We start from the raw sequence: 19506 nt of genomic DNA, 5'->3' as shown, positions 1-19506 counted from the left end.
GTCAGCGGTTGAGAAACCAAAGACATGATGGTCCGCTAGCTCAGCTGGTAGAGCACCTGACTCTTAATCAGGGTGTCCAGAGTTCGATCCTCTGGCGGATCACCATTTTTTTTGGCCGGATGGTCAAGCGGTTAAGACACCGCCCTTTCACGGCGGTATCGGGGGTTCGATTCCCCCTCCGGTCACCAACTTATGGGCGCTTAGCTCAGCTGGGAGAGCGTCTGCCTTACAAGCAGAATGTCAGCAGTTCGATCCTGTTAGCGCCCACCACAAAAGAAGACGATACATGCGTAACGCTGTATCGTCTTTTTTATTGCTTTTTTTGAGGGAGCGGGCGCACCGGGCGGGATTGCAGAGCAGCCCTTGGTGCGCATCCTGCGGAGAATAATCGATTACCAAGCCACCAAACCATTCGCTCCTCCCAAATAGCAGGGATTTCCCTTTTTATCTCGAATAATACTTATCAATCTCTTCTTATCCTGAGGAAAGGAGGTCCCTATGGAACTGCAGCTTTTGTTTTTGGGTGTGGTGCTGCTGCTTGTGGAGGGGTTTATCCCCGGCTTTGGGATTTTCGGCATCTCCGGCATCCTGTGCCTGTTGGGGGCATTGTATTTCTTTCTGGGGGCCACGGCCCAGGCGGCTGCTCTGGTGGGCGGTGTCCTGCTGGTGCTGGCGGTCCTGGGGTTCTGGCTGATCCGCCGGGGTCCCAAAAGCTGGCTGGGCCGGCAGGTGACACTCCATCTCCGGTCCACCACTGCCCAGGGCTATACGGGCAATGCAGACCGGAAGGATCTGGTGGGCAAAACCGGTGTGGCCCAGACGGTGCTCCGTCCTTCCGGACGGGCCCTGATCGATGGTGAACTGGTGGATGTGATCACCGAAGGGGAATTTTATGAACCGGGGATGGCCATCCGTGTGGTGGCAGCCACCGGAGGCCGGACCGTAGTCCGGAAGGAGGAAAACCCATGATTGCAATTTTAGGCAGTACCGTATTCCTGGTGGCCATCCTGGTCATCATTGTCCTGTTCCTGCACTTTGTCCCTCTGGGCCTGTGGATTTCCGCCATGGCCGCCGGGGTCAACGTGCACATCTTCACCCTGGTGGGCATGCGGCTCCGCCGGGTGATCCCTTCCAAGATCATCCTGCCTCTGGTGAAGGCCAACAAGGCCGGCCTGGATGTGAACGTGGACCAGCTGGAAGCCCATTATCTGGCCGGGGGGGATGTGGACCGGGTGGTGGATGCCCTGATTGCCGCGGAACGGGCGGCCATCCCTCTGACCTTTGAACGGGCGGCGGCCATCGACCTGGCCGGCCGTGACGTACTGGAAGCGGTCCAGATGAGCGTCAATCCCAAGGTCATCGAGACCCCGCTGATTTCTGCCGTGGCCAAGAACGGCATCGAGCTGAAGGTTCGGGCCCGGGTCACTGTCCGGGCCAACATCGACCGGCTGGTGGGGGGCGCCGGGGAAAGCACCATCATCGCCCGGGTGGGAGAAGGCATCGTCACCACCGTGGGGTCTTCGGAAGAACACACGGATGTGCTGGAGAACCCGGACCACATTTCCCGGACCGTGCTGAGCAAGGGACTGGATGCCGGCTCAGCTTTTGAAATCCTCTCCATTGATATCGCCGATGTGGACGTGGGACGGAACATCGGGGCCCAGCTGATGACGGACCAGGCGGAAGCGGACAAGAACATCGCTCAGGCCAAGGCCGAAGAACGCCGGGCCATGGCTGTGGCCAAGGAGCAGGAAATGCGGGCCTACACCCAGGAAATGCAGGCGAAAGTGGTGGAAGCCCAGGCCCAGGTGCCGGAAGCCCTGGCCCAGGCGCTCCGGGAAGGCCATCTGGGGGTCATGGACTACTATCAGATGAAGAACCTGCTGGCGGATACCAAAATGCGGGAAAGCCTGGTGGCTGGCGGCCAGGAAGAACTGCCGCCCACCCGGAAACCGGAAAAATAACAGGAGGGGCCTATGAAAAGCGATTTGCTGCTGTTCCTGGTGTGGATCTTGTTCCTTCTGGGAAGCCAGCTGCTGAGAAAAAAGAAACGGCCCCTGAAAAAGCCCTCCCAACTGGTCCGGAAACCGGATCCGGGACATTTCGTCTGTGAGGAGGCTCAGGCTCCTGCCCAAAAAGAGCCGCCCCTCCAGCCTACGGTAAAGCCCGTACGCAGTGACCTGGTGGAAGAAATCCGGGACCTGAAGCCCACAGTGGCCCCCCAGGTGGTGGAAAGCCGGGAGCGCCAGGCCAGACATTCCGGCCATCCAGTGCTTTCCGGGGACCTGCGCCAGGGGATGCTCTGGTCCCTGGTGCTGGGGGAACCCCGAAGCAAAAAGAGCTGGGCCCGGGAACAGAGAGAAAAAAGGGGATTTTGAAGTGGGGGAGTTTAGGCTATAATTATAAAATATATAAGTAAAACATAAACCGTAGGGGCGCAGGCCGGTTGTCCCGCAGGATGTCAGGACAAATGGTGAATGGGCGGGCTGCCCGGCGTGCAGCCCCTACGGGTACGCTTGACACAGTTACAGGAAAAGGAAGGGATAAGATGAAGGGAGATACGCAGCAGGCCCGGGGCAGCTGGGTGGACCGGTTTTTGAACGGAGTGGAGAAGGTCTGTGACAAACTGCCTCCTCCGGCCATTTTGTTCTGCATTCTGTTTGTCATTACAGCTTTGGCCGGAGCGGCTCTTTCTGCTTCCGGAATGAGCCTGGTGAACCCGGCCAACGGCAAGGCGGTCATGGCCCAGAATCTGTTTACCAAAGAGGGGATCAACTGGCTTTTGAGCAACATGGTGAAGAACTTCTCCGGGTTCGCCCCTCTGGGCCTTGTGATCACCATGACCCTGGCCATCGGTTTCTGTGAGGAAAGCGGCCTGTTGGTAAGCCTGCTCCGGCGGAGCATGAAGAACGTGCCCCCGGGAGTGGTGCCCTACCTGATTGCCTTTGTGGGCACCATGGGGAACATTGCCTCGGATACGGCTTCCGTGGTGATTCCCCCTCTGGCGGCCCTGGTGTACATCGGGGTGGGGAAGAACCCTCTGGTGGGGATGATCGTGGGATACGCCGGAGCCAACGCCGGCTTTACTGCCAACCTGATGATTGCCGGCACTGATACCCTGATGCAGGGGCTTACCAACCAGGCCCTGGACGGATTCCTGGGCAAAGGGGTCTACGCCGTGGACGTCACCTGCAACTGGTACTTTATGGTGGCTTCCACCTTCCTGGTGGCCCTGGTGCTGGGGTACACCTCCAAGCATCTTATCGAACCCCGGTTCGGGAAGTATGAAGCCAAAGAACTGGAAGCGGTCCAGGACCTGACGGAAACAGAAACAAAGGGGCTCCGCCGGGCCGGCTGGGTGAGCCTGGTGTACATTGCCATCATCGCCGTTGGCTTTTTCACCGGCATCCTGTCCAAGGACGGCCATACCCTGGTGGGCTCCCTGCTGCTGAAGGGGCTGATCCCCATCCTGTTCTTCCTGATGAGTTTTGCCGGGATCGCCTATGGGATGACCACCGGCAAGTTCAATACTGTAAAAGATATCAACGGGGCCATGGTGAAGCAGATGTCTCACATGGGGTCCTATGTGGTGTTCTGCTTCTTCTGCGGCCAGTTCCAGGGACTGTTCAACTGGAGCAAAATGGGGACACTGCTGGCCATCGGCGGAGCAGATTTCCTCCAGAGCATGGGATTTACAGGCCTGCCTTTGTGCGTGACCTTTGTGCTGGTCTGTGCCTTCGTGAACATCTTCATGTCTTCCGGATCCGCCAAATGGGCCATCTTTGCCCCTATCTTCGTGCCCATGTTCATGCTGCTGGGGTACCATCCGGCTTTTGCCCAGCTGCTGTATCGGCTGGGGGATTCCCCGGGGAACAGTGTGACTCCCATGATGCCTTATCTGTGGATGATGCTCAGCGTGGCCCAGGAAAAATATGATCCGGACTGCACGGTGGGGACCTTCATCTCCAACCTGATTCCTCTGGCTGCGGTGCTCCAGGTGGTGTGGATCCTGTTCATGCTGGCGTGGGTTGCCCTGGATATCCCCCTGGGACCGGGCGTAACCGTCCACCTGCCGGCGGGGATCTTGTAAACCCGGTTGTTTCTTTGGACGGCAGCACGTATAATAAAGACAATAGTTTCATGAGGGGAGCATTCTATACGATGATCGAAACATCCAAGCGGGCGGAAAAGGCCGCAGAACTGAAACACAGCACTGATGTGCATACCAACTGTGCCCAGGCCGTGCTCCTGGCTTACCAGGACAAACTGGGCAAATCCACCGAAGAACTCCGAGCCCTGGGGTCCGCCTTCGGGGGAGGAATGGGAGGAATGGACGCCACCTGCGGTGCCCTCACCGGGGCCGCTGTGGTGCTGGGGCTGCTGGACAAAAGCGGCAAGCCGGCCAAGACGGTGATGAACGAAATCCTCCAGGAGTTCAAAGAAAAAGCCGGCGCCACCATCTGCCGGGACCTGAAAGGCGTGGGCACCGGGAAGATGCTCTGTTCCTGCGACGACTGCGTACGGCTGGCCGTCCTGGGACTGGAAAAACACCTGGGCTGAGGAACCAAAGGGGAAAATGTTGATAAAGCGGGGAGTTATCCACGAAAAAGTGGATAACTCCCCACTTGTCAACACAGGATAAGGAGGGCAAAATTGGATAAAAAGAATAAAGTGGACCAGGTCGATGAACAAATCATCCATATTTTGCGTCATCAGGGAAGGATTACGCTGCAGGAATTGGGTGAAAAAGTCCATCTTTCCGGGCAAGCCGTAAAAAATCGCATTGAAAAGCTGGAGGACAAAGGAATCATCCAACAGTATACGGTCAATGTAAATTGTCCTGTCTATGGTTATCCGCTTCATTCCTTGATCCGCCTGGAAGCAGGGATACCGCAAAAGACTCCTTTGGTAGTATTCTTGGCTCAATGCGGTTGTCAAGTACTCCATTGTTATCAGATTACTGGACGTCAGGTTTATGTTCTGGACATGTTTTTTCAGTCGGTGGAAGAACAGGAAAGAATTCTGGTGCAGCTTCAAAAATATGGCATTTGTACGGTTGATATGGTGCTAAAGAACTTGGAACTGCCGGAAACTTGAATTTTTCAACTCCGGACAAGAAAAGACTTGTTTTTTTCCATGGAGCGGGATTTCCTTTTTTTTATAATTTTCTCATACAGCCAAAGTATCAAGGAGGAAAATGCAATGGAAATCCAGCAGATTCGCAACGCAACCAATAAAATCAAATTCGGAGGAGTGACCTTTCTTCTAGATCCATGGTTAGCTGACAAAGGGAGCATGGGATCCTTTGACGACATTTCCCAAGAAAACTACCAGGTCCCGGACCCGGTAAAAATGGTGCTGCCCATGCCTTTTTACGGCTTGCCCCTGTCCAGAGAAAAAATCAGGGAAGGAGTGGATGCTTATATCGTCACCCATATCCATCCAGATCACATTGATGTGGCGGCAGATGGTACGGTAGGAAAATTTTTGGACAAGACTGTTCCCGTATTCGTCCAAAACGAAACAGATGCGGCCGTATTCCGGAAATCCGGGTTCCAAAGAGTACAGGTGCTCTCTGCAGAAGGGACCGTGTGGAAAAATGTAACGCTGACCAAAGTGCCGGCCAAACATGGAACTATGGTCTCCTGCGGCAATGCCATGGGCGTGGTTTTTCAGGCCCAGGGAGAAAAAACATTGTATGTGAGCGGAGACACTGTATGGTATCCTGGCGTGAAGCAAACGCTGGAAGCTTATTCTCCGGAAGTGGTTACAGTCAACGCCTGTGCAGCAGAGCTTGTGGGATTTGGCCGGCTGATCATGAATGATGAGGATGTGGAGTGTGTGGCCCGGACCGTACCCAGGGCAACAATCTTTATAACCCATATGGACAATGTGGCTCATGCTTCTTTGACCCGCTATGACATGAAAGGCAGGTTGGCCGGAAGAGGAGTCACCAATTATGTTATGCCACAGGATGGAGAAACGGTTTTGTTTTGAGTGGAAGACCCCGGGCCTGGGGCCCCTCTGTGCGTTTGGTGATTTCTGGAGCGGGCCGCCGGGCCTGCGGCCCCTACGGTTCCTCTCTTCGCTCTGCACTCTTCCCTTTCTGTCCCGTATACGGTATAATTTAATTTTGTGAGTCCGCTCGGAACTGTTTTTTTCGACTGCGGGTTTTCCAAAACTGTACTTTTTGGAGGAATGACCATGAGAACAAAAGAAGAACTGCAGGGGGTCACCGAACTGGGCAGCGGCCATACGGTGTACCAGAATACCTATGCGCCGGAAGTGCTGGAATGTTTTCCCAACAAACATGAAGAGGCTCCCTACATGGTGAAGCTGGACTGCCCGGAATTTACCAGCCTCTGCCCCAAAACCGGCCAGCCGGATTTCGGCCGGATCGTGATCAGCTACATCCCGGACCATAAGCTGGTGGAAAGCAAATCCCTGAAACTGTATCTGTTTTCTTTCCGGAACAACGGGGACTTCCATGAGGATTGTGTGAACATCATCAAAAACGACTTGGTGGACCTGCTCCAGCCCAAATACCTGGAAGTGGCTGGCTATTTCAATCCCCGGGGTGGCATCAGCATCCTGCCCTTTGCCGTTTATTATCAGCCGGAATACAAAGACATGGCCCAGCGGAGAATGGAGGCCTTTGTCCATGAATAAGAAAGCCCTGGTGCTGTCCAGCGGCGGGGTGGATTCCACCACCTGCGTCTCTGTGGCAGTGGAAGAATTCGGCAAAGAAAACGTGTCCACCGTTTCCATTTTTTATGGCCAGAAGCACCGGAAGGAACTGGAATGCGCCCGGAAGGTGGCGGACTATTACGGCCTGCCCCATTATGAACTGGATCTTTCCAAGATCTTCCAGTATTCCAACTGTTCCCTGCTGGACCATTCCACGGAAAAAATCGTCCACAAAAGTTATGAACAGCAGATCGCGGAAAATGGAGAAGAGAAGGTATCCACCTATGTGCCCTTCCGGAACGGGCTCATGCTTTCTGCAGTGGCCAGCCTGGCCATGAGCATCTACGAAAAGGACGATGTATCCATTTTCATCGGAGCCCATGCAGATGATGCGGCCGGCAACGCCTATGCGGACTGCAGCGAAGCCTTCCTGGACGCCATGGGACGGGCCATTTCTCTGGGTACGTACAGCCAGTGCCATATTGTGGCGCCTTTTGCCAGCTGCAGCAAAGCCGGCGTGGTGAAACGGGGACTGGAGCTCTACACCCCCTATGAACTGACCTGGAGCTGCTATGAAGGCGGGGACAAACCCTGCGGCACCTGCGGTACCTGCATCGACCGGGCACGGGCTTTTGCCGCCAATGGGGTCAAAGACCCGGCACTGGAGGATTGATCATGTATACGGTAACCAAACGGATGGAAGTCAGCGGAGCCCACTGTCTCCAGCTTCCTTATAAAAGCAAATGCACCCATCTCCATGGGCACAACTGGATCATCGACGTGACCTGCCAGCGGGAAACCCTGGACGAAAACGGCATGGTGGTGGATTTCACCCACATCAAGGAGGTGGTGATGCAGCTGGACCACGCCTTCATCAATGACATTGTGAAAACCAATCCTACGGCGGAAAATATTGCCAAATGGATCCACGACCAGATCCCCTTCTGCACCCGGGTCTCCGTCCAGGAATCGGAAGGGAACGTGGCCATTTATGAAGACTGAAACGTTTCCTGTGGTGGAGCTGTTCGACTCCATCGAAGGGGAGGGAAAACGCACCGGCTATATGGCTGTGTTCGTCCGGTTCGCCGGATGCAACCTCCGGTGCAGCTACTGCGACACCGGCTATGCCCTGGAACGGTCCGATGCCCGGGATCACCTGACGGAGGGGGAACTGCTGGAACGGATTCGCAGCTATCCCTGGAAAAAAGTGACCCTCACCGGGGGAGAGCCGCTGCTCCAGCCGCTGGATGGCCTGTGCCGGGCCCTTTCCCGGGAAGGGTATGAAGTGAACATCGAGACCAACGGGGCGGTGCCTCTGTTGGAAGAGCGGCCCAAAGGCCTGTTCTACACCATGGATGTGAAATCTCCTTCTTCCGGGATGCGGGGACGGATGCGGATGGAAAACCTTACCCGGCTCACCGGAGACGATGTGGTGAAGTTCGTGGTGGGCAGCCGGGAAGACCTGTTGGATATGGAACAGGTCCTCCAGGAGTATACCATTCGGAGCCAGGTGTATGTGTCTCCAGTGTACGGAGCCATTGAGCCTAAAGAACTGGTGGAATTCGTCCGGGACCACAAGCTGGCCCAGGTCTGCATCCAGGTCCAGCTCCACAAGATCATCTGGGATCCGGAGATGAGAGGGGTGTAAAAAAGGGGGCTGTTGCTTATGCAACAGCCCCCTTTTTACACCCTGAACCGGGTGGTGCTTCCCTGATTGGTGGGGATGATTTCCAGCTGGGCGGAAATCCTTTCCTTTAATTCGGCCACGTGGGAGATGATGCCCACCAGCCGGCCGCCTTTCTGGAGTTCCAGCAGGGCGCTGATGGCACTGTCCAGGGTTTCCGGATCCAGGGACCCGAACCCTTCGTCCACCAGGATGGTGTCCAGGTGCAGGCCTCCGGCGTAGGATTCCAGCACATCGGACAGCCCCAGGGCCAGGGACAGGGAGGTGAAGAAGATCTCCCCTCCGGACAGGGTGGTCACCGCCCGGGCCTGGCCGGTAAAGGCATCCATGATTTCCAGTCCCAGCCCCTGTTCCTTCCGGGCATCCACAATGTCCTGGCTCCGGTACAGACTGTACCGTCCCTGGCTGATCTTGTTCAGCCGCAGGTTGGCGGTTTCCAGCACATCGTCCAGCACCGCCTGGAGCACAAAGGAGGAGAAGGTCAGCTTCCGGCTGTTGTCCCCTTTGGCAGTGGAGGCCAGGAGGCCGATGGGTCCGTAGGCTTCCTGGAGCCGGGAAAGGTCCTTTTCCAGTTTTTCCAGCTGCTTCAGGCTGGCTTCTTCCCGGCGGAGGGTTTCCTGGAGAGCCCCGGTCCGGGTGGCCAGGGTGTGGGCGGCGCTGCCGGTCTGCCGGACCGCTTCCTGGAGAGGTGCCAGGTCCGGAGGGGTCTTGTCCTTCAGCTGGGCCCCCAACAGCTTCAGTTCTCCCTGGAGGCTGTCCGTCTGCTGCCGGTACCGGTCCACCTGTTCCTGCCACAGGGGCTTGCTGGGAAGGGCTTTGTGGGCGGCCACAAAAGAATGCTGATCCGGGAAGGGAGACTGTTCCAGAGCTGTTTTATAGGCCTCCCGGTCCGCCTCGAAGGCCTTTTGGGCGGCAGCCAGGTTTTCTTCAGCGGTTTGGCAGGATCCGGCCGCCTGATCCGCTTCCGTCTGGGCCTTTTCCAGGGCTTTCTGTTTCCGGTTCAGCTGGGCGATTTTGGCTTCCATGGCCTGGGTCTTCCGGGCCAGTTCCTCCTGGGCCTGGCGGGTCTGGGTGGCAGGGTGGGGATGGTCCGGGGAACCGCACACCGGGCAGGGCTTCCCGGGAACAAGGGCCTGGGCCATCCGGACGGTTTCCCCTGAAACAGCGGTCATCCGGGCCAGCTGTTCCCGGACCTGGGCCATCTGTTCCTGGAGGGCATGGGTGTTGGTTTCCGTGGCGGAAGCCAGCTGCTGCCGGAGGGTTTCCTGGGCGGCTTTCAGGGTCTCCCGGGCCCGGGCCAGCAGCCCTTCCGCCGCATCCAGCCGGGCCTTGGCCTTCCGGGTCCGGTCGTAGATGGGGTGGAGCTTCAGGGCCTCTTCCAGCCACTGGAGCTTCTGTTGGAGTTCCTGGATGGCCGGTGCCTGCTGGAGCAGGGTTTCCTTCCGTTTCTGGCCCTCCTGCCAGCGCTGGAAGGTGTGGGCCAGCTGCTGGGCCTGCTGGAGGGCTTCCAGGGCGGCGGCTGAGGCTTTCTGGGCTTCGGCGGCCTGGGCTTCCAGGGCTTTGGCCTGCTGCTTTTCTTCCTGGATCCGTTCCTTCAGGGCGGCAGGATTGTCGGTACCGGCACTTTCCAGCAGCAGCTGGTATTTCTGCCGGCATTCCTCATATTCCTTTCTCAGGGTCTTGGCACGGGCGTCCAGGGCCTCTTCCAGGGCGCTGTACTGGCCGGTCTTGAACAGGGTTTCCAGGATGGTTTTCCGTTCCTTGGAATCTGCCACCAGGAACCGGCGGAATTCTCCCTGGGGCAGCACCATCAGCTGCCGGAACTGCCGGGCCTGGAACCCCAGGAGCTGTTCCACCGCCCGGGTCACGGAGCTGTTGGAGGTACCCAGCACCTTCCGGTCCCCTTCCGGGAGAATCTCCACCAGGGAGGCACCGGCAGGCACGGTCCGGGTTCCTTCTCCCCGCTGTTTGTTCAGCACCTGTTCCGGGGTCCGGGTCACTTCATAGGCCCGGTCCCGGTTCCGGAAGGTGAACCGGACTTCTGTTTTCCGGTCCGGGGTGGCATAGTCGCTGCGCAGGGACCGGTTGTCCCGGAGATCCCCGCTTGGGGTGCCATAGAGAGCAAAGGTGATGGCATCCAGGATGGTGGTCTTGCCGCTTCCGGTGGGGCCGGTGATCAGGAAGAACCGGTTGTCTCCCAGCCGGGTAAAGTCGATGGTCTCTTCGTTGGCGTAGGGACCGAAGGCGGTCATCACAAGTTTCAGGGGGCGCATCAGGCTTTCCTCCCTTCCTGGTTCACGGTATCGGCAATCTGGTGGAACAGGGCTTTTTCCCCCTCCGTCAGATCCCGGCCCTGGACTTCCTGGAAAAAGGCCTGGAACAGGTCGTCGGTGGAAAGCCCCTTCCGCTGGGCGGTGGCGGCTGCTTCTGTTTCCATAGGCTGGAGCCGTTCATAGCCCAGCTGGAGGATCTGGGGGTACACTTGTTCCAGCCGGTGCTTGGCATCCAGGACGGGCACCCGGTCCGTCAGCTGGATCTGGAGATAGTCCTGGAGATGATCGGTCCGGGGGTTCTCCAACAGGTCCCGGAATTTTCCCTTCAGTACCGCCAGTTCGTGGGGAGCCTTAAGGGGAACGGTTTCCACGGAAATGTCCCCTTTGCCGTCCAGGTCCACAATGTGGACGGCTTTTTTCTGGCTGGCTTCTGCAAAGGAATATTTCAGCAGGGAGCCGCAGTACCGGACCCGGGGACTGTTGTTCTGGCAGGCGTGGAGATGTCCCAGGGCCGTATAGTGGAAGTCTTTGAAGCAGTCGATGCTCACGGTGGTGGCCCCGCCGGCGGCCAGGGGCCGTTCGCTGTCCGGGGTGGTCTGGGCCCCGGTGAGGAACACATGGGCCAGGGCCACTTTCCGGGCCCGGGTAGGGATCTGCCGGAGGATCCGTGCCACCTGCCACTGGAGGGCAGCTTCATGGGTGGGCTGCTTTTCTCCGCTCAGTTCTGTGGCGGTGAGAGGTTCGCAGTAGGGGAGGGGAGCAAAGTATACGGGCCCGTCCCCATCTTCCAGCACCACCGGATGGGTATCCGGATCCACCGGTCCGGTGATGTACAGCTGCCGGGCGGCAAAAAGGGCCTGGCCGAAGTTCAGCCGGTCCGGGTTGTCGTGGTTGCCGGCAATGAGCAGGGTGGGGATCTTTAATTCCAGCACCAGCCGGCGGAGGGTTTCGTCCAGCAGGTTCACCGCTTCCGTGGGAGGGACGGCCCGGTCGTACACATCCCCGGCCACCAGAAGGGCATCCACCTTGTATTCCCGGGCCAGGTCCAGGATCTGGTCCAGGGCGGCCCGCTGGTCCTCCAGCAGGTGGAGACCATGGAAGATCCGGCCCAGGTGCCAGTCAGAAGTATGTAAAAATCGCACAGCAAAGCCTCGCTTTCGTGAAAGTTGTTTTTATCATCATAACACGAAGGGGAGTGCAGAGTGAAGAGCGAAGAGATGGAACGGCGGCAATCAGACGAATGGCTGCAATGCCGCAGGATGCGCGCCCTGATTGAACTCCCAGTCACTAGTCTCCAGCTGAATGAGAAATTTGCAGGCAAATTTTTGAACGTGTAAATCGGTACCGCAGGGGCTGCACGCCGGGCAGCCCGATTTCTTGTACCATACTTCGGGGCAACGGCGTAGGGGTTCGCCGCAGGCAAACCCATCCCGGCCGCCTGGAGGGCAAAAACTTCTATACTCATCCACCCGTGAGGGCTCTCCGCCGGGAGGGCAGACCCGTTCGTCCCTGGCGGGAGGCTCACAGCCTATCGCCTTGCCCTGTCGGTCAAAGGCTGCGGCTACGGACCAGGAAGCCGGACCCTATCGCCCGCGTGCTCCACCCCAGGAGCGACAACACCCGATGTTGTCCCGCCGACTCCTCCTGGGCCTGCCCTCCCAGCTCCCGAAGAATCGACGTATACTCACACAGAATACCAGCAAGGCCGATTCCTCTACCAACTTGTGTCCCCCTGAAAGGGGGAAAGGACCCGTGCTTGCACGGGTAGGGGGGGCCTGGGGGCCAGGAGTTTCTAACGGAAGAAAGTACAAAGCTTCTGGCCGAACCCCACCACCATGCTGCGCATGGTCCCCAGCTACGGCATAAGCGACCTCGCTATCCGCTAAAGCGGATGCTCCCTGCTTACGCCCCTTTCAGGGGACGGACAGAAACAAAACTATAAATATAAGTTCAATGCTCCTGCCAATCACTCCTTTGTTGTCGGCAGGTCCTGCAAAATATTGGCTGTCGCCGATGCCACCACCATCCTGAGATTGACTGAAAAGAATCAATCGTTTTAAAATAATGAGAGAATGGGGAGGGAGTTATTATGAAAAAAGCATTGGTGATCCTTGTTGCTTTATTATCCACTCTGTGTCTGGCTGCACCGGCACTGGCCTATCTGGGCAATCCGCGGACGATGAAATTCCATAATGATAATTGCCGGACCATCAGGCATCGAGAAAATTTTGTTGAAATCGACAGCCGGGAAGAAGCCATTGAAGAAGGGTATGTACCTTGCCAGGTTTGTTATCCGTAAACAGATTTTAATGTTAGGCACGAATTAAATTTTATGAATTTGCCAAAAAGGAAGGCTTTTATCCTGCAGGTTCAGGCAGCATGCGCTACTGACAGGAGCGAAGGCCTTTCCTTATTTTTTGAAAGAGGATAGTCTTCCGGAGGAAAGAAAATCTAAAATTTTATCGATCCATGGGCGAGGCAGAAACGTATCATTCCTGCCCATCATTGGACAGCCAGGGACTTTGGTATAAGAGGTAAAAAATTGCCCTTCGGGAGGCCGGGAAGAGAGTGCCTTCGGCGCTCCCCTACGGCGTCTTCGGCGAAATAAGGGTGCTATATTTTTATCCCGTTCCTGTATTCAGTACGGTGCTGGTTCTGGTCATTGGCCCGAGACTCGAGAACCTTGACCCCTATCCGAGACCCAATAAAACAGGACCTGCGATTTTAGCAGTCCAGGAATAAAAATTTCACCCCTCCCTCACTTCCATCATGTATAATAACAGGATATGGATGCAGGAGGGATTGTTATGCGCAGACTGTTTGGAATCCTGGCTTTTTGCCTTTTGATGGTGCTGCCGGCGCCCCGGAGCCAGGCGGCCATGATCAGCCAGAAACAGGAAATCGAAATGGGACAGCAGGTGGCTCAGCAGCTGGAGAACCACTACGGCCTGGTCCAGGATGACGAAATCCAGGACCGGGTGAACCGGATCGGCCAGAAGCTGCTCCAGAACGGCACCCGTCCCGGCCTTACCTATACCTTCAAGGTGCTGAACACCCCGGATGTGAACGCCCTGGCCTGTCCGGGGGGCTTCATTTACGTGTACAAGGGTCTCCTGGATTATATGACCAGTGACGACGAACTGGCAGCGGTGCTGGGCCACGAAATCGGCCATATCGAAAAACGCCACACGGTCCATCAGATGGAACAGCAGATGGCCCTGTCCCTCTTGACCCTGCTGGCAGGGGTGGCTTCCGGTGATCCGGGGGCAGGGATGGTGCTGGCCTCCACGGCCAGCCAGGCCCTGCTGGCCGGCTACAGTCGGAAGGACGAACGGGAGGCGGACCAGGAAGGCTTCCGGCTGTCCAACCTGGCCGGATACAATCCCTACGGGTCCTATGTGACCATGGCCAAACTGGAGGATATGAGCAAGGATATGGGGAATCCGGGGTACGGGCTCTTTGCCTCCCATCCGGAACCGGAAGTGCGGATGGCCAAGGCACTGAAATGGACGGAGCCCCTGAAAATCCCGGAAAAGGTCACAGTGAAGACCGACGGTACGGCTGCCGTCAGTCTGGGGGACTGGTCTTTTCCCATTACGGAAACCGCCGGCTACGACAAGCCGGAATACCGGGCACGGCTTATGGCCGGGGCCCTGTACCTGGCCTGGAAACGGGGGAACCTGGATGAATCCCATTTCATGACCGTGGACGGGGACCGGTGGTCGGATGTTTATTATGAAGACATCCGGGTGCTCCGGGTCTACCCCCAGGACAACCAGGAAAACGGGAACACCGGGGAACTGGCCCTGAAAATCGCGGCCCGGCTCCAGGCCTGGGCCAAAATCGCCAGGCAGCAGCCAGCTCCCCAAACAGCCCCGCCGGTCCCTCCGGCACCGGCGGCAGAAAAGGAAGGAACCAACCATGAAAAATCTTGAAGCACTGGATCAGGAACCCTATCTGTGGGACTATCTCCAGACGGTCAAAAAGCCCATTGTGCTCTACGGCATGGGCAACGGGGCGGATGCCATCCTGGACCGCTGCGGCCGGCTGGGCATCCCGGTGGCCGGGGTCTTTGCCAGTGATGAATTTGTCCGGGGCCAGGAGTTCCGGGGCTACAAAGTGAAGACCTATAAAGAAATGAAGGCAGAACTGGGGTCCTTTGTGATCCTCATCGCCTTTGCCAGCGAACGGCCGGAAATCCTCCGGCGGTTCTTCCATCTGGGGGAGGAGCAGGAAACCTATGCCCCTCATCTGCCCCTGTTCGGGGATACCAACCTGGTGACCCCGGCCTGGATCCGGGAAAACCGGGGAGTGCTGGATCGGGTGTACGGCAAGCTGGCGGATGATGCCAGCCGGCAGGTAATGGAGGATATCCTCCGGTACAAAATCACCGGGAAGCTGGAGTACCTGTCCCGGACCACGGACCGGCGCCGGGATCTGGAGACCCTGTTTTCCTTTACGGATAAGGAAAGCTACGGGGACCTGGGAGCCTACAACGGGGACACCATCCGGGAATTCCTGGAGCTCACCGGGGGCCATTATGACCATCTGTATGCAGTGGAACCGGATCCGAAGAACTTCGCCAAGCTCCAGAAATACGTGGAAACGGAACAGCTGGGCCGGTGCAGCCTGTCACCGGAAGGAATCTGGGCCCAGCCGGCGGAGCTGCCCTTTGCCGCCCGGGGCGGCCGGATGTCCGCCCTGGAACAGAACGGAAAAAAGACCCTGCCGGTGACCTGTCTGGATGATCTGGTGGGGGACCGGCCCCTGACCTGTCTCAAAATGGATGTGGAAGGGGTGGAAAAGGAGGCCCTCTCCGGAGGGGCCCGGGTGATCCGCCGCTGCCGGCCCAAAATGCTCCTGGCAGGCTATCACCACGACGATGACCTGTGGGAGATTCCCCTGGAACTGTGGAACCTGGTGCCGGAGTACAAAATCTATCTCCGCCGCCATCCCTATGTACCCTGCTGGGAGATTAATTTTTTCGTGACTTTGTAAAATCTGGGGTGTATGTTACAAAATAAAAAGATGCACAGAAAAAAACGGGGCGAAATGCCCCGTTTCGTTGCTCCCGGGGCCGGGATATGTTAGAATGGAACAATAGACCAAACAGCAATCCCGGAAACAGCAAAGGGAAATCAGAAGGAAAGAAGGATGGAAGAGATGAAGCTGTGGAAGAAAGGGTTCCTCCTCTTGACGGCACTGGCCGTGGGACTGACGGCAGGCTGCGGGGGTACCCAGAAAACAGGGGACAAGAAGAACGTGAAGGTGGGGGTGGTCCAGCTGGTGGAACACCAGGCCCTGGACGCCGCCAACAAGGGATTTGTGGACGGCCTGGCCGCCGGAGGCTTCAAGGAAGGGGAGAACCTGACCCTGGACCGGCAGAATGCCCAGGCGGACCAGTCCAACCTCCAGACCATTGCCCAGCGGTTCGCCAACAACAAGGAGGACCTGATCTGCGCCATTGCTACCCCGGCGGCCCAGACCGTGGCCAATGTGACCCGTGACATCCCCGTTGTGGGCACGGCCATTACGGATTACAAGGAAGCCAAACTGGTGAAGGATCCGGAAAAACCCGGCACCAATGTGACCGGCACCACGGATATGAACCCCATTGACAAGCAGCTGGATCTGCTGCTGAAGATCGTGCCCAAGACCAGGACCATCGGCATCCTGTACAATTCCAGCGAAATCAACTCCCAGATCCAGGTGAAGAAAATGAAGGAACTGGCGGAAGCAAAGGGGCTCACCGTACGGGAAGCCACGGTTTCCAGCGTCAACGACATCCAGCAGTCCGCCCAGAGCCTGGTGGGCCAGGTGGACGCCATTTACGTGCCTACGGACAACGTGATCGCCTCCGCCATGCCGGTGCTGGCCAAAATCACCAACCCGGCCAAGATCCCGGTGATCTGCGGAGAAGAGGGCGTGGTGAAAAGCGGGGCCCTGGCCACCATCGGCATCGACTACTACAAACTGGGATACCAGACCGGTCTCATGGCAGCTAAGATCCTGAAAGGGGAAGCCAAACCCCAGACCATGCCCATTGAAAAACAGAAGGACATGAAAGTGACCATCAACGAAACCACGGCCAAAGAACTGGGAATCACCCTTCCGGAAGATGTGCTGAAGGGTGCCTCCCTTGTGAAGTAAAGCGGGAGGGGAAGGATCATGAAGAAAAGTTGGAAGGCAGCGGCCGCTCTGGCCATGATTGCCGTAATGCTGGGAGCAGCCGGCTGCGGCGGAGATACGAAACAGTCCGGGAAGGACAAGACCTATCAGGTGGGGGTCCTCCAGCTGGTGGAACACCCGGCTTTGGATGCAGCCAACAAGGGATTTGTGGACGGCCTGAAATCCAAGGGCTTTGAAGAAGGGAAGAACATCAAGTTCGACAAACAGAACGCCCAGGGGGATCAGTCCAATCTCCAGACCATTGCCCAGCGGTTCGTGAGCAACAAGGTGGACCTGGTGTGCACCATCGCCACCCCGGCGGCCCAGACCATGGCCAACGCCACCAAAGAGATTCCCATTGTGGGCACCGCCATCACCGACTACAAGGTGGCCAAACTGGTGAAGGACAACAACCAGCCCGGCACCAACGTCACCGGCACCACGGACATGAACCCGGTGGAGGCCCAGATCGACCTGCTGGTAAAGATCATGCCCAGAGCCAAGACCGTGGGCTTCATCTACAATTCCAGTGAAGTGAATTCCCAGCTCCAGATCGAACTGGCCAAAAAAGCCGCGGCGGCCCGGGGACTGAAGACTGTGGAAGCCACGGTGTCCAGTGTCAACGACATCCAGCAGGCGGCCCAGAGCCTGGTGGGGAAAGTGGATGCCCTGTACGTGCCTACGGACAATGTGCTGGCTTCCGCCATGCCCAACCTGATCAAGATCACCGACGAAGCCAAGATCCCCGTGTTCTGCGGGGAAGCAGGGATGACCAAGGCCGGCGGGGTGGCCACCCTGGGCATCGACTACTACAAGCTGGGCTTCCAGACCGGGGAAATGGCGGCGGACATCCTGTCCGGCAAGTCCAAACCTCAGAACATGGCCATCCAGTCCCAGAAAACCTTCACCGTGACTCTCAACGAAGCCCAGATCAAAAAACTGGGGCTGACGGTGCCCGATGATATCCTGAAAGAAGCCAAAGGAGCCAAATAACCCATGATCGATCTGTTACTGCCGACTGTTTCCCAGGGCCTTTTGTGGTCTCTCCTGGCCCTGGGTGTTTATATCACTTTCCGGGTGCTGGACATTGCGGACCTGACCGTGGAAGGATCCTTCCCCCTGGGGGCCTCTGTGGCCGTCACCCTGCTGGTGAAGGATGTGAACCCGGTGACCGCCATCCTGGCTGCCGCCCTGGCCGGAGGACTGGCCGGGGTGGTTACCGGACTGCTCCACACCAAACTCCGGATCCCTGCCCTGCTGGCCGGGATCCTCACTATGATCGCCCTGTATTCCGTGAACCTGCGGATCATGGGCAAAGCCAATGTGTCCCTGTTGGGGAAGGATACCGCCTTTACCTTGGTGGAAAGCACTTTCGGAGTGGCTTATTCCCAGGCGGTGCTCCTGGTGGGCGTCCTGGCCTGTGTGCTGTTTTCCGTGCTCATGTACTGGTTCTTCGGTACGGAAATCGGGGCGGCCATCCGGGCTACCGGGTACAATCCCCAGATGATCCGGGCCCAGGGGGTGGACACCAACATCATGCTGCTCATTGGCCTGTTCTTCAGCAATGCCCTGGTGGCCGTGGCCGGTGCCCTGGTGGCCCAGAGCAACGGATTCGCTGATGTGGGCATGGGAGTGGGGACCATCGTCATCGGCCTGGCCTCTGTGATCATCGGGGAAGTGCTGTTCGGTACCCGCAGCTTCAAAAATTCCCTGATCTCCGTGATCCTGGGCTCCATTGTGTACCGGCTGGTGATCGCCATTGTGCTCCAGATGGGGATGCCGCCCAATGACCTGAAACTGTTTACGGCGGTGCTGGTGGCCATTGCCCTGAGCCTGCCCATGGTCAAAGGGAAGTTCCAAAGCAGAAAGGCGGGAATCTGATGCTGGACATCAAACATTTATCCAAAACGTTCTTCCCGGGGACGGTGAACGAAAAAAAGGCCCTTACCGATGTGAACCTGCACATGGAACCGGGAGATTTCATTACCATCATCGGAGGCAACGGGGCTGGGAAATCCACCCTCTTGAACTCCATTGCCGGGGTATTCCCCATTGACGGGGGACAGATCCTCATCGACGGGGTGGACGTAAGTAAGATGCCGGAACACAAACGGGCCCGGTACATCGGCCGGGTGTTCCAGGATCCCATGATGGGTACGGCTGCCGGGATGATGATCGAAGAAAACCTGGCCATTGCTTCCCGCCGGGGTAAGACTCCCGGGCTTTCCTGGGCCCTGAAGGACAGCGACAGGGAAAGATTCCGGGAGATGCTGAAGGAACTGGACCTGGGCCTGGAAGACCGGCTCACCAGCCGGGTGGGGCTGTTGTCCGGAGGCCAGCGGCAGGCGCTGACCCTTTTGATGGCGGCCATGAACCAGCCCAGGATCCTGCTTTTGGACGAACATACCGCCGCTCTGGATCCCAAAACAGCAGAAAAGGTGCTGAACATGACCCAAAAGGTCATTGCACGGGACCATTTGACATCTCTCATGATTACGCATAATATGAGAGATGCCCTGCGCTTCGGCAACCGGCTGATCATGATGAACGCCGGCCGGATCGTGGTGGATGTGAATGCAGAAGAAAAGGCCAAACTGACCATTCCGGATCTGCTGGCCCTGTTTGAAAAAGCGTCCGGCTCTGCACTGGACAACGACCGTATGATGCTCAGCTGAGACATCAGCCAAATTGAGG

The 19506-nt window shown here is 57.6% G+C and carries 20 protein-coding genes and 3 tRNA genes; 21 read left to right on the top strand and 2 right to left on the bottom strand.

The window, feature by feature from the left end; translation table 11 throughout:
• The first annotated feature begins 29 nt into the window (after positions 1–29).
• The 14 genes from ACZOF8_RS01680 to queE all read left to right on the top strand — a co-directional run bounded on the left by ACZOF8_RS01680 (position 30) and on the right by queE (position 8335).
• Positions 30–105, top strand: a tRNA-Lys gene (locus tag ACZOF8_RS01680).
• An 8-nt stretch (positions 106–113) separates the two neighbouring features.
• A tRNA-Glu gene (locus ACZOF8_RS01675) sits at positions 114–188 on the top strand.
• A 6-nt stretch (positions 189–194) separates the two neighbouring features.
• Positions 195–270, top strand: a tRNA-Val gene (locus tag ACZOF8_RS01670).
• Positions 271–498: 228 nt separating this feature from the next.
• Complete coding sequence (locus ACZOF8_RS01665) at positions 499–969, top strand: NfeD family protein (RefSeq protein WP_487426496.1); 471 nt, start codon at positions 499–501, stop codon at positions 967–969.
• Entirely contained in the window at positions 966–1964 is a 999-nt protein-coding gene (floA, locus tag ACZOF8_RS01660; protein WP_022487288.1) for a flotillin-like protein FloA, read from the top strand. The genes ACZOF8_RS01665 and floA overlap by 4 nt, the downstream gene beginning before the upstream one ends.
• A 12-nt stretch (positions 1965–1976) precedes the next feature.
• On the top strand, positions 1977–2378 hold the full coding sequence (locus tag ACZOF8_RS01655; RefSeq protein WP_487426495.1) for a hypothetical protein: 402 nt from the start codon (positions 1977–1979) through the stop codon (positions 2376–2378).
• 170 nt (positions 2379–2548) lie between these two features.
• On the top strand, positions 2549–4090 hold the full coding sequence (locus ACZOF8_RS01650) for an AbgT family transporter (RefSeq protein WP_487426494.1): 1542 nt from the start codon (positions 2549–2551) through the stop codon (positions 4088–4090).
• Between the two features lie 71 nt (positions 4091–4161).
• Positions 4162–4560, top strand: a complete 399-nt coding sequence (locus ACZOF8_RS01645; protein WP_022487285.1) for a C-GCAxxG-C-C family protein — start codon at positions 4162–4164, stop codon at positions 4558–4560.
• A gap of 93 nt (positions 4561–4653) precedes the next feature.
• Positions 4654–5097, top strand: a complete 444-nt coding sequence (locus ACZOF8_RS01640) for an Lrp/AsnC family transcriptional regulator (protein WP_022487284.1) — start codon at positions 4654–4656, stop codon at positions 5095–5097.
• A 105-nt stretch (positions 5098–5202) separates the two neighbouring features.
• On the top strand, positions 5203–5997 hold the full coding sequence (locus ACZOF8_RS01635) for an MBL fold metallo-hydrolase (protein WP_022487283.1): 795 nt from the start codon (positions 5203–5205) through the stop codon (positions 5995–5997).
• A gap of 201 nt (positions 5998–6198) precedes the next feature.
• Positions 6199–6669, top strand: a complete 471-nt coding sequence (gene queF / locus ACZOF8_RS01630) for a preQ(1) synthase (protein ID WP_369678677.1) — start codon at positions 6199–6201, stop codon at positions 6667–6669.
• Entirely contained in the window at positions 6662–7360 is a 699-nt protein-coding gene (gene queC / locus ACZOF8_RS01625; RefSeq protein WP_022487281.1) for a 7-cyano-7-deazaguanine synthase QueC, read from the top strand. The genes queF and queC overlap by 8 nt, the downstream gene beginning before the upstream one ends.
• Before the next feature lie 2 nt (positions 7361–7362).
• Positions 7363–7689, top strand: coding sequence for a 6-carboxytetrahydropterin synthase QueD (queD, locus tag ACZOF8_RS01620; protein ID WP_022487280.1), 327 nt, complete (start codon positions 7363–7365; stop codon positions 7687–7689).
• Positions 7679–8335: a putative 7-carboxy-7-deazaguanine synthase QueE gene (gene queE, locus ACZOF8_RS01615; protein ID WP_288311262.1), complete on the top strand. Its 657-nt coding sequence runs from the start codon at positions 7679–7681 to the stop codon at positions 8333–8335. Before queD ends, queE begins: the two co-directional genes overlap by 11 nt.
• Positions 8336–8370: 35 nt before the next feature.
• Here the strand turns inward: queE and ACZOF8_RS01610 are convergent, their stop codons facing one another.
• Entirely contained in the window at positions 8371–10644 is a 2274-nt protein-coding gene (locus ACZOF8_RS01610) for an AAA family ATPase (RefSeq protein ID WP_487426493.1), read from the bottom strand.
• Positions 10644–11786 (bottom strand): exonuclease SbcCD subunit D, encoded by a 1143-nt coding sequence (locus tag ACZOF8_RS01605; protein WP_481143935.1) that lies wholly within the window; start codon positions 11784–11786, stop codon positions 10644–10646. The genes ACZOF8_RS01610 and ACZOF8_RS01605 overlap by 1 nt, the downstream gene beginning before the upstream one ends.
• 947 nt (positions 11787–12733) lie before the next feature.
• Between ACZOF8_RS01605 and ACZOF8_RS01600 the strand changes: the two genes are divergently transcribed.
• From ACZOF8_RS01600 to ACZOF8_RS01570, 7 genes are all read left to right on the top strand, one after another.
• The gene (locus ACZOF8_RS01600) at positions 12734–12943 is read left to right on the top strand and encodes an Ada metal-binding domain-containing protein (RefSeq protein ID WP_022487276.1); all 210 of its coding nucleotides are present in this window, start codon (positions 12734–12736) and stop codon (positions 12941–12943) included.
• Between the two features lie 508 nt (positions 12944–13451).
• Entirely contained in the window at positions 13452–14579 is a 1128-nt protein-coding gene (locus ACZOF8_RS01595; RefSeq protein WP_154488695.1) for a M48 family metallopeptidase, read from the top strand.
• On the top strand, positions 14566–15642 hold the full coding sequence (locus tag ACZOF8_RS01590) for an FkbM family methyltransferase (RefSeq protein WP_481143448.1): 1077 nt from the start codon (positions 14566–14568) through the stop codon (positions 15640–15642). Before ACZOF8_RS01595 ends, ACZOF8_RS01590 begins: the two co-directional genes overlap by 14 nt.
• 156 nt (positions 15643–15798) lie before the next feature.
• Entirely contained in the window at positions 15799–16794 is a 996-nt protein-coding gene (locus ACZOF8_RS01585; protein ID WP_154488697.1) for an ABC transporter substrate-binding protein, read from the top strand.
• An 18-nt stretch (positions 16795–16812) separates the two neighbouring features.
• Positions 16813–17805, top strand: a complete 993-nt coding sequence (locus ACZOF8_RS01580) for an ABC transporter substrate-binding protein (RefSeq protein ID WP_022486745.1) — start codon at positions 16813–16815, stop codon at positions 17803–17805.
• A 3-nt stretch (positions 17806–17808) separates the two neighbouring features.
• On the top strand, positions 17809–18693 hold the full coding sequence (locus ACZOF8_RS01575) for an ABC transporter permease (protein WP_022486744.1): 885 nt from the start codon (positions 17809–17811) through the stop codon (positions 18691–18693).
• The gene (locus ACZOF8_RS01570; RefSeq protein WP_022486743.1) at positions 18693–19487 is read left to right on the top strand and encodes an ABC transporter ATP-binding protein; all 795 of its coding nucleotides are present in this window, start codon (positions 18693–18695) and stop codon (positions 19485–19487) included. The genes ACZOF8_RS01575 and ACZOF8_RS01570 overlap by 1 nt, the downstream gene beginning before the upstream one ends.
• The last annotated feature ends 19 nt before the right edge of the window (positions 19488–19506 follow it).

This window comes from Acidaminococcus sp. (genome assembly GCF_057597765.1).
Note: the sequence above shows the minus strand (reverse complement) of the source record. Positions and strands in the feature narration are given on the sequence as shown.

Excerpts from the sequence above, each read along its gene's own strand:
- ACZOF8_RS01650 (WP_487426494.1), top strand. The coding sequence starts at position 2,549 with ATGAAGGGAGATACGCAGCAGGCCCGGGGCAGCTGGGTGGACCGGTTT.
- ACZOF8_RS01645 (WP_022487285.1), top strand. The coding sequence starts at position 4,162 with ATGATCGAAACATCCAAGCGGGCGGAAAAGGCCGCAGAACTGAAACAC.
- queD (WP_022487280.1), top strand. The coding sequence starts at position 7,363 with ATGTATACGGTAACCAAACGGATGGAAGTCAGCGGAGCCCACTGTCTC.
- ACZOF8_RS01665 (WP_487426496.1), top strand. The coding sequence starts at position 499 with ATGGAACTGCAGCTTTTGTTTTTGGGTGTGGTGCTGCTGCTTGTGGAG.
- ACZOF8_RS01590 (WP_481143448.1), top strand. The coding sequence starts at position 14,566 with ATGAAAAATCTTGAAGCACTGGATCAGGAACCCTATCTGTGGGACTAT.
- ACZOF8_RS01580 (WP_022486745.1), top strand. The coding sequence starts at position 16,813 with ATGAAGAAAAGTTGGAAGGCAGCGGCCGCTCTGGCCATGATTGCCGTA.
- queF (WP_369678677.1), top strand. The coding sequence starts at position 6,199 with ATGACCATGAGAACAAAAGAAGAACTGCAGGGGGTCACCGAACTGGGC.
- ACZOF8_RS01585 (WP_154488697.1), top strand. The coding sequence starts at position 15,799 with ATGGAAGAGATGAAGCTGTGGAAGAAAGGGTTCCTCCTCTTGACGGCA.
- queE (WP_288311262.1), top strand. The coding sequence starts at position 7,679 with ATGAAGACTGAAACGTTTCCTGTGGTGGAGCTGTTCGACTCCATCGAA.
- ACZOF8_RS01610 (WP_487426493.1), bottom strand. The coding sequence starts at position 10,644 with ATGCGCCCCCTGAAACTTGTGATGACCGCCTTCGGTCCCTACGCCAAC.
- floA (WP_022487288.1), top strand. The coding sequence starts at position 966 with ATGATTGCAATTTTAGGCAGTACCGTATTCCTGGTGGCCATCCTGGTC.
- ACZOF8_RS01570 (WP_022486743.1), top strand. The coding sequence starts at position 18,693 with ATGCTGGACATCAAACATTTATCCAAAACGTTCTTCCCGGGGACGGTG.
- ACZOF8_RS01655 (WP_487426495.1), top strand. The coding sequence starts at position 1,977 with ATGAAAAGCGATTTGCTGCTGTTCCTGGTGTGGATCTTGTTCCTTCTG.
- ACZOF8_RS01600 (WP_022487276.1), top strand. The coding sequence starts at position 12,734 with ATGAAAAAAGCATTGGTGATCCTTGTTGCTTTATTATCCACTCTGTGT.
- ACZOF8_RS01595 (WP_154488695.1), top strand. The coding sequence starts at position 13,452 with ATGCGCAGACTGTTTGGAATCCTGGCTTTTTGCCTTTTGATGGTGCTG.
- queC (WP_022487281.1), top strand. The coding sequence starts at position 6,662 with ATGAATAAGAAAGCCCTGGTGCTGTCCAGCGGCGGGGTGGATTCCACC.
- ACZOF8_RS01635 (WP_022487283.1), top strand. The coding sequence starts at position 5,203 with ATGGAAATCCAGCAGATTCGCAACGCAACCAATAAAATCAAATTCGGA.
- ACZOF8_RS01575 (WP_022486744.1), top strand. The coding sequence starts at position 17,809 with ATGATCGATCTGTTACTGCCGACTGTTTCCCAGGGCCTTTTGTGGTCT.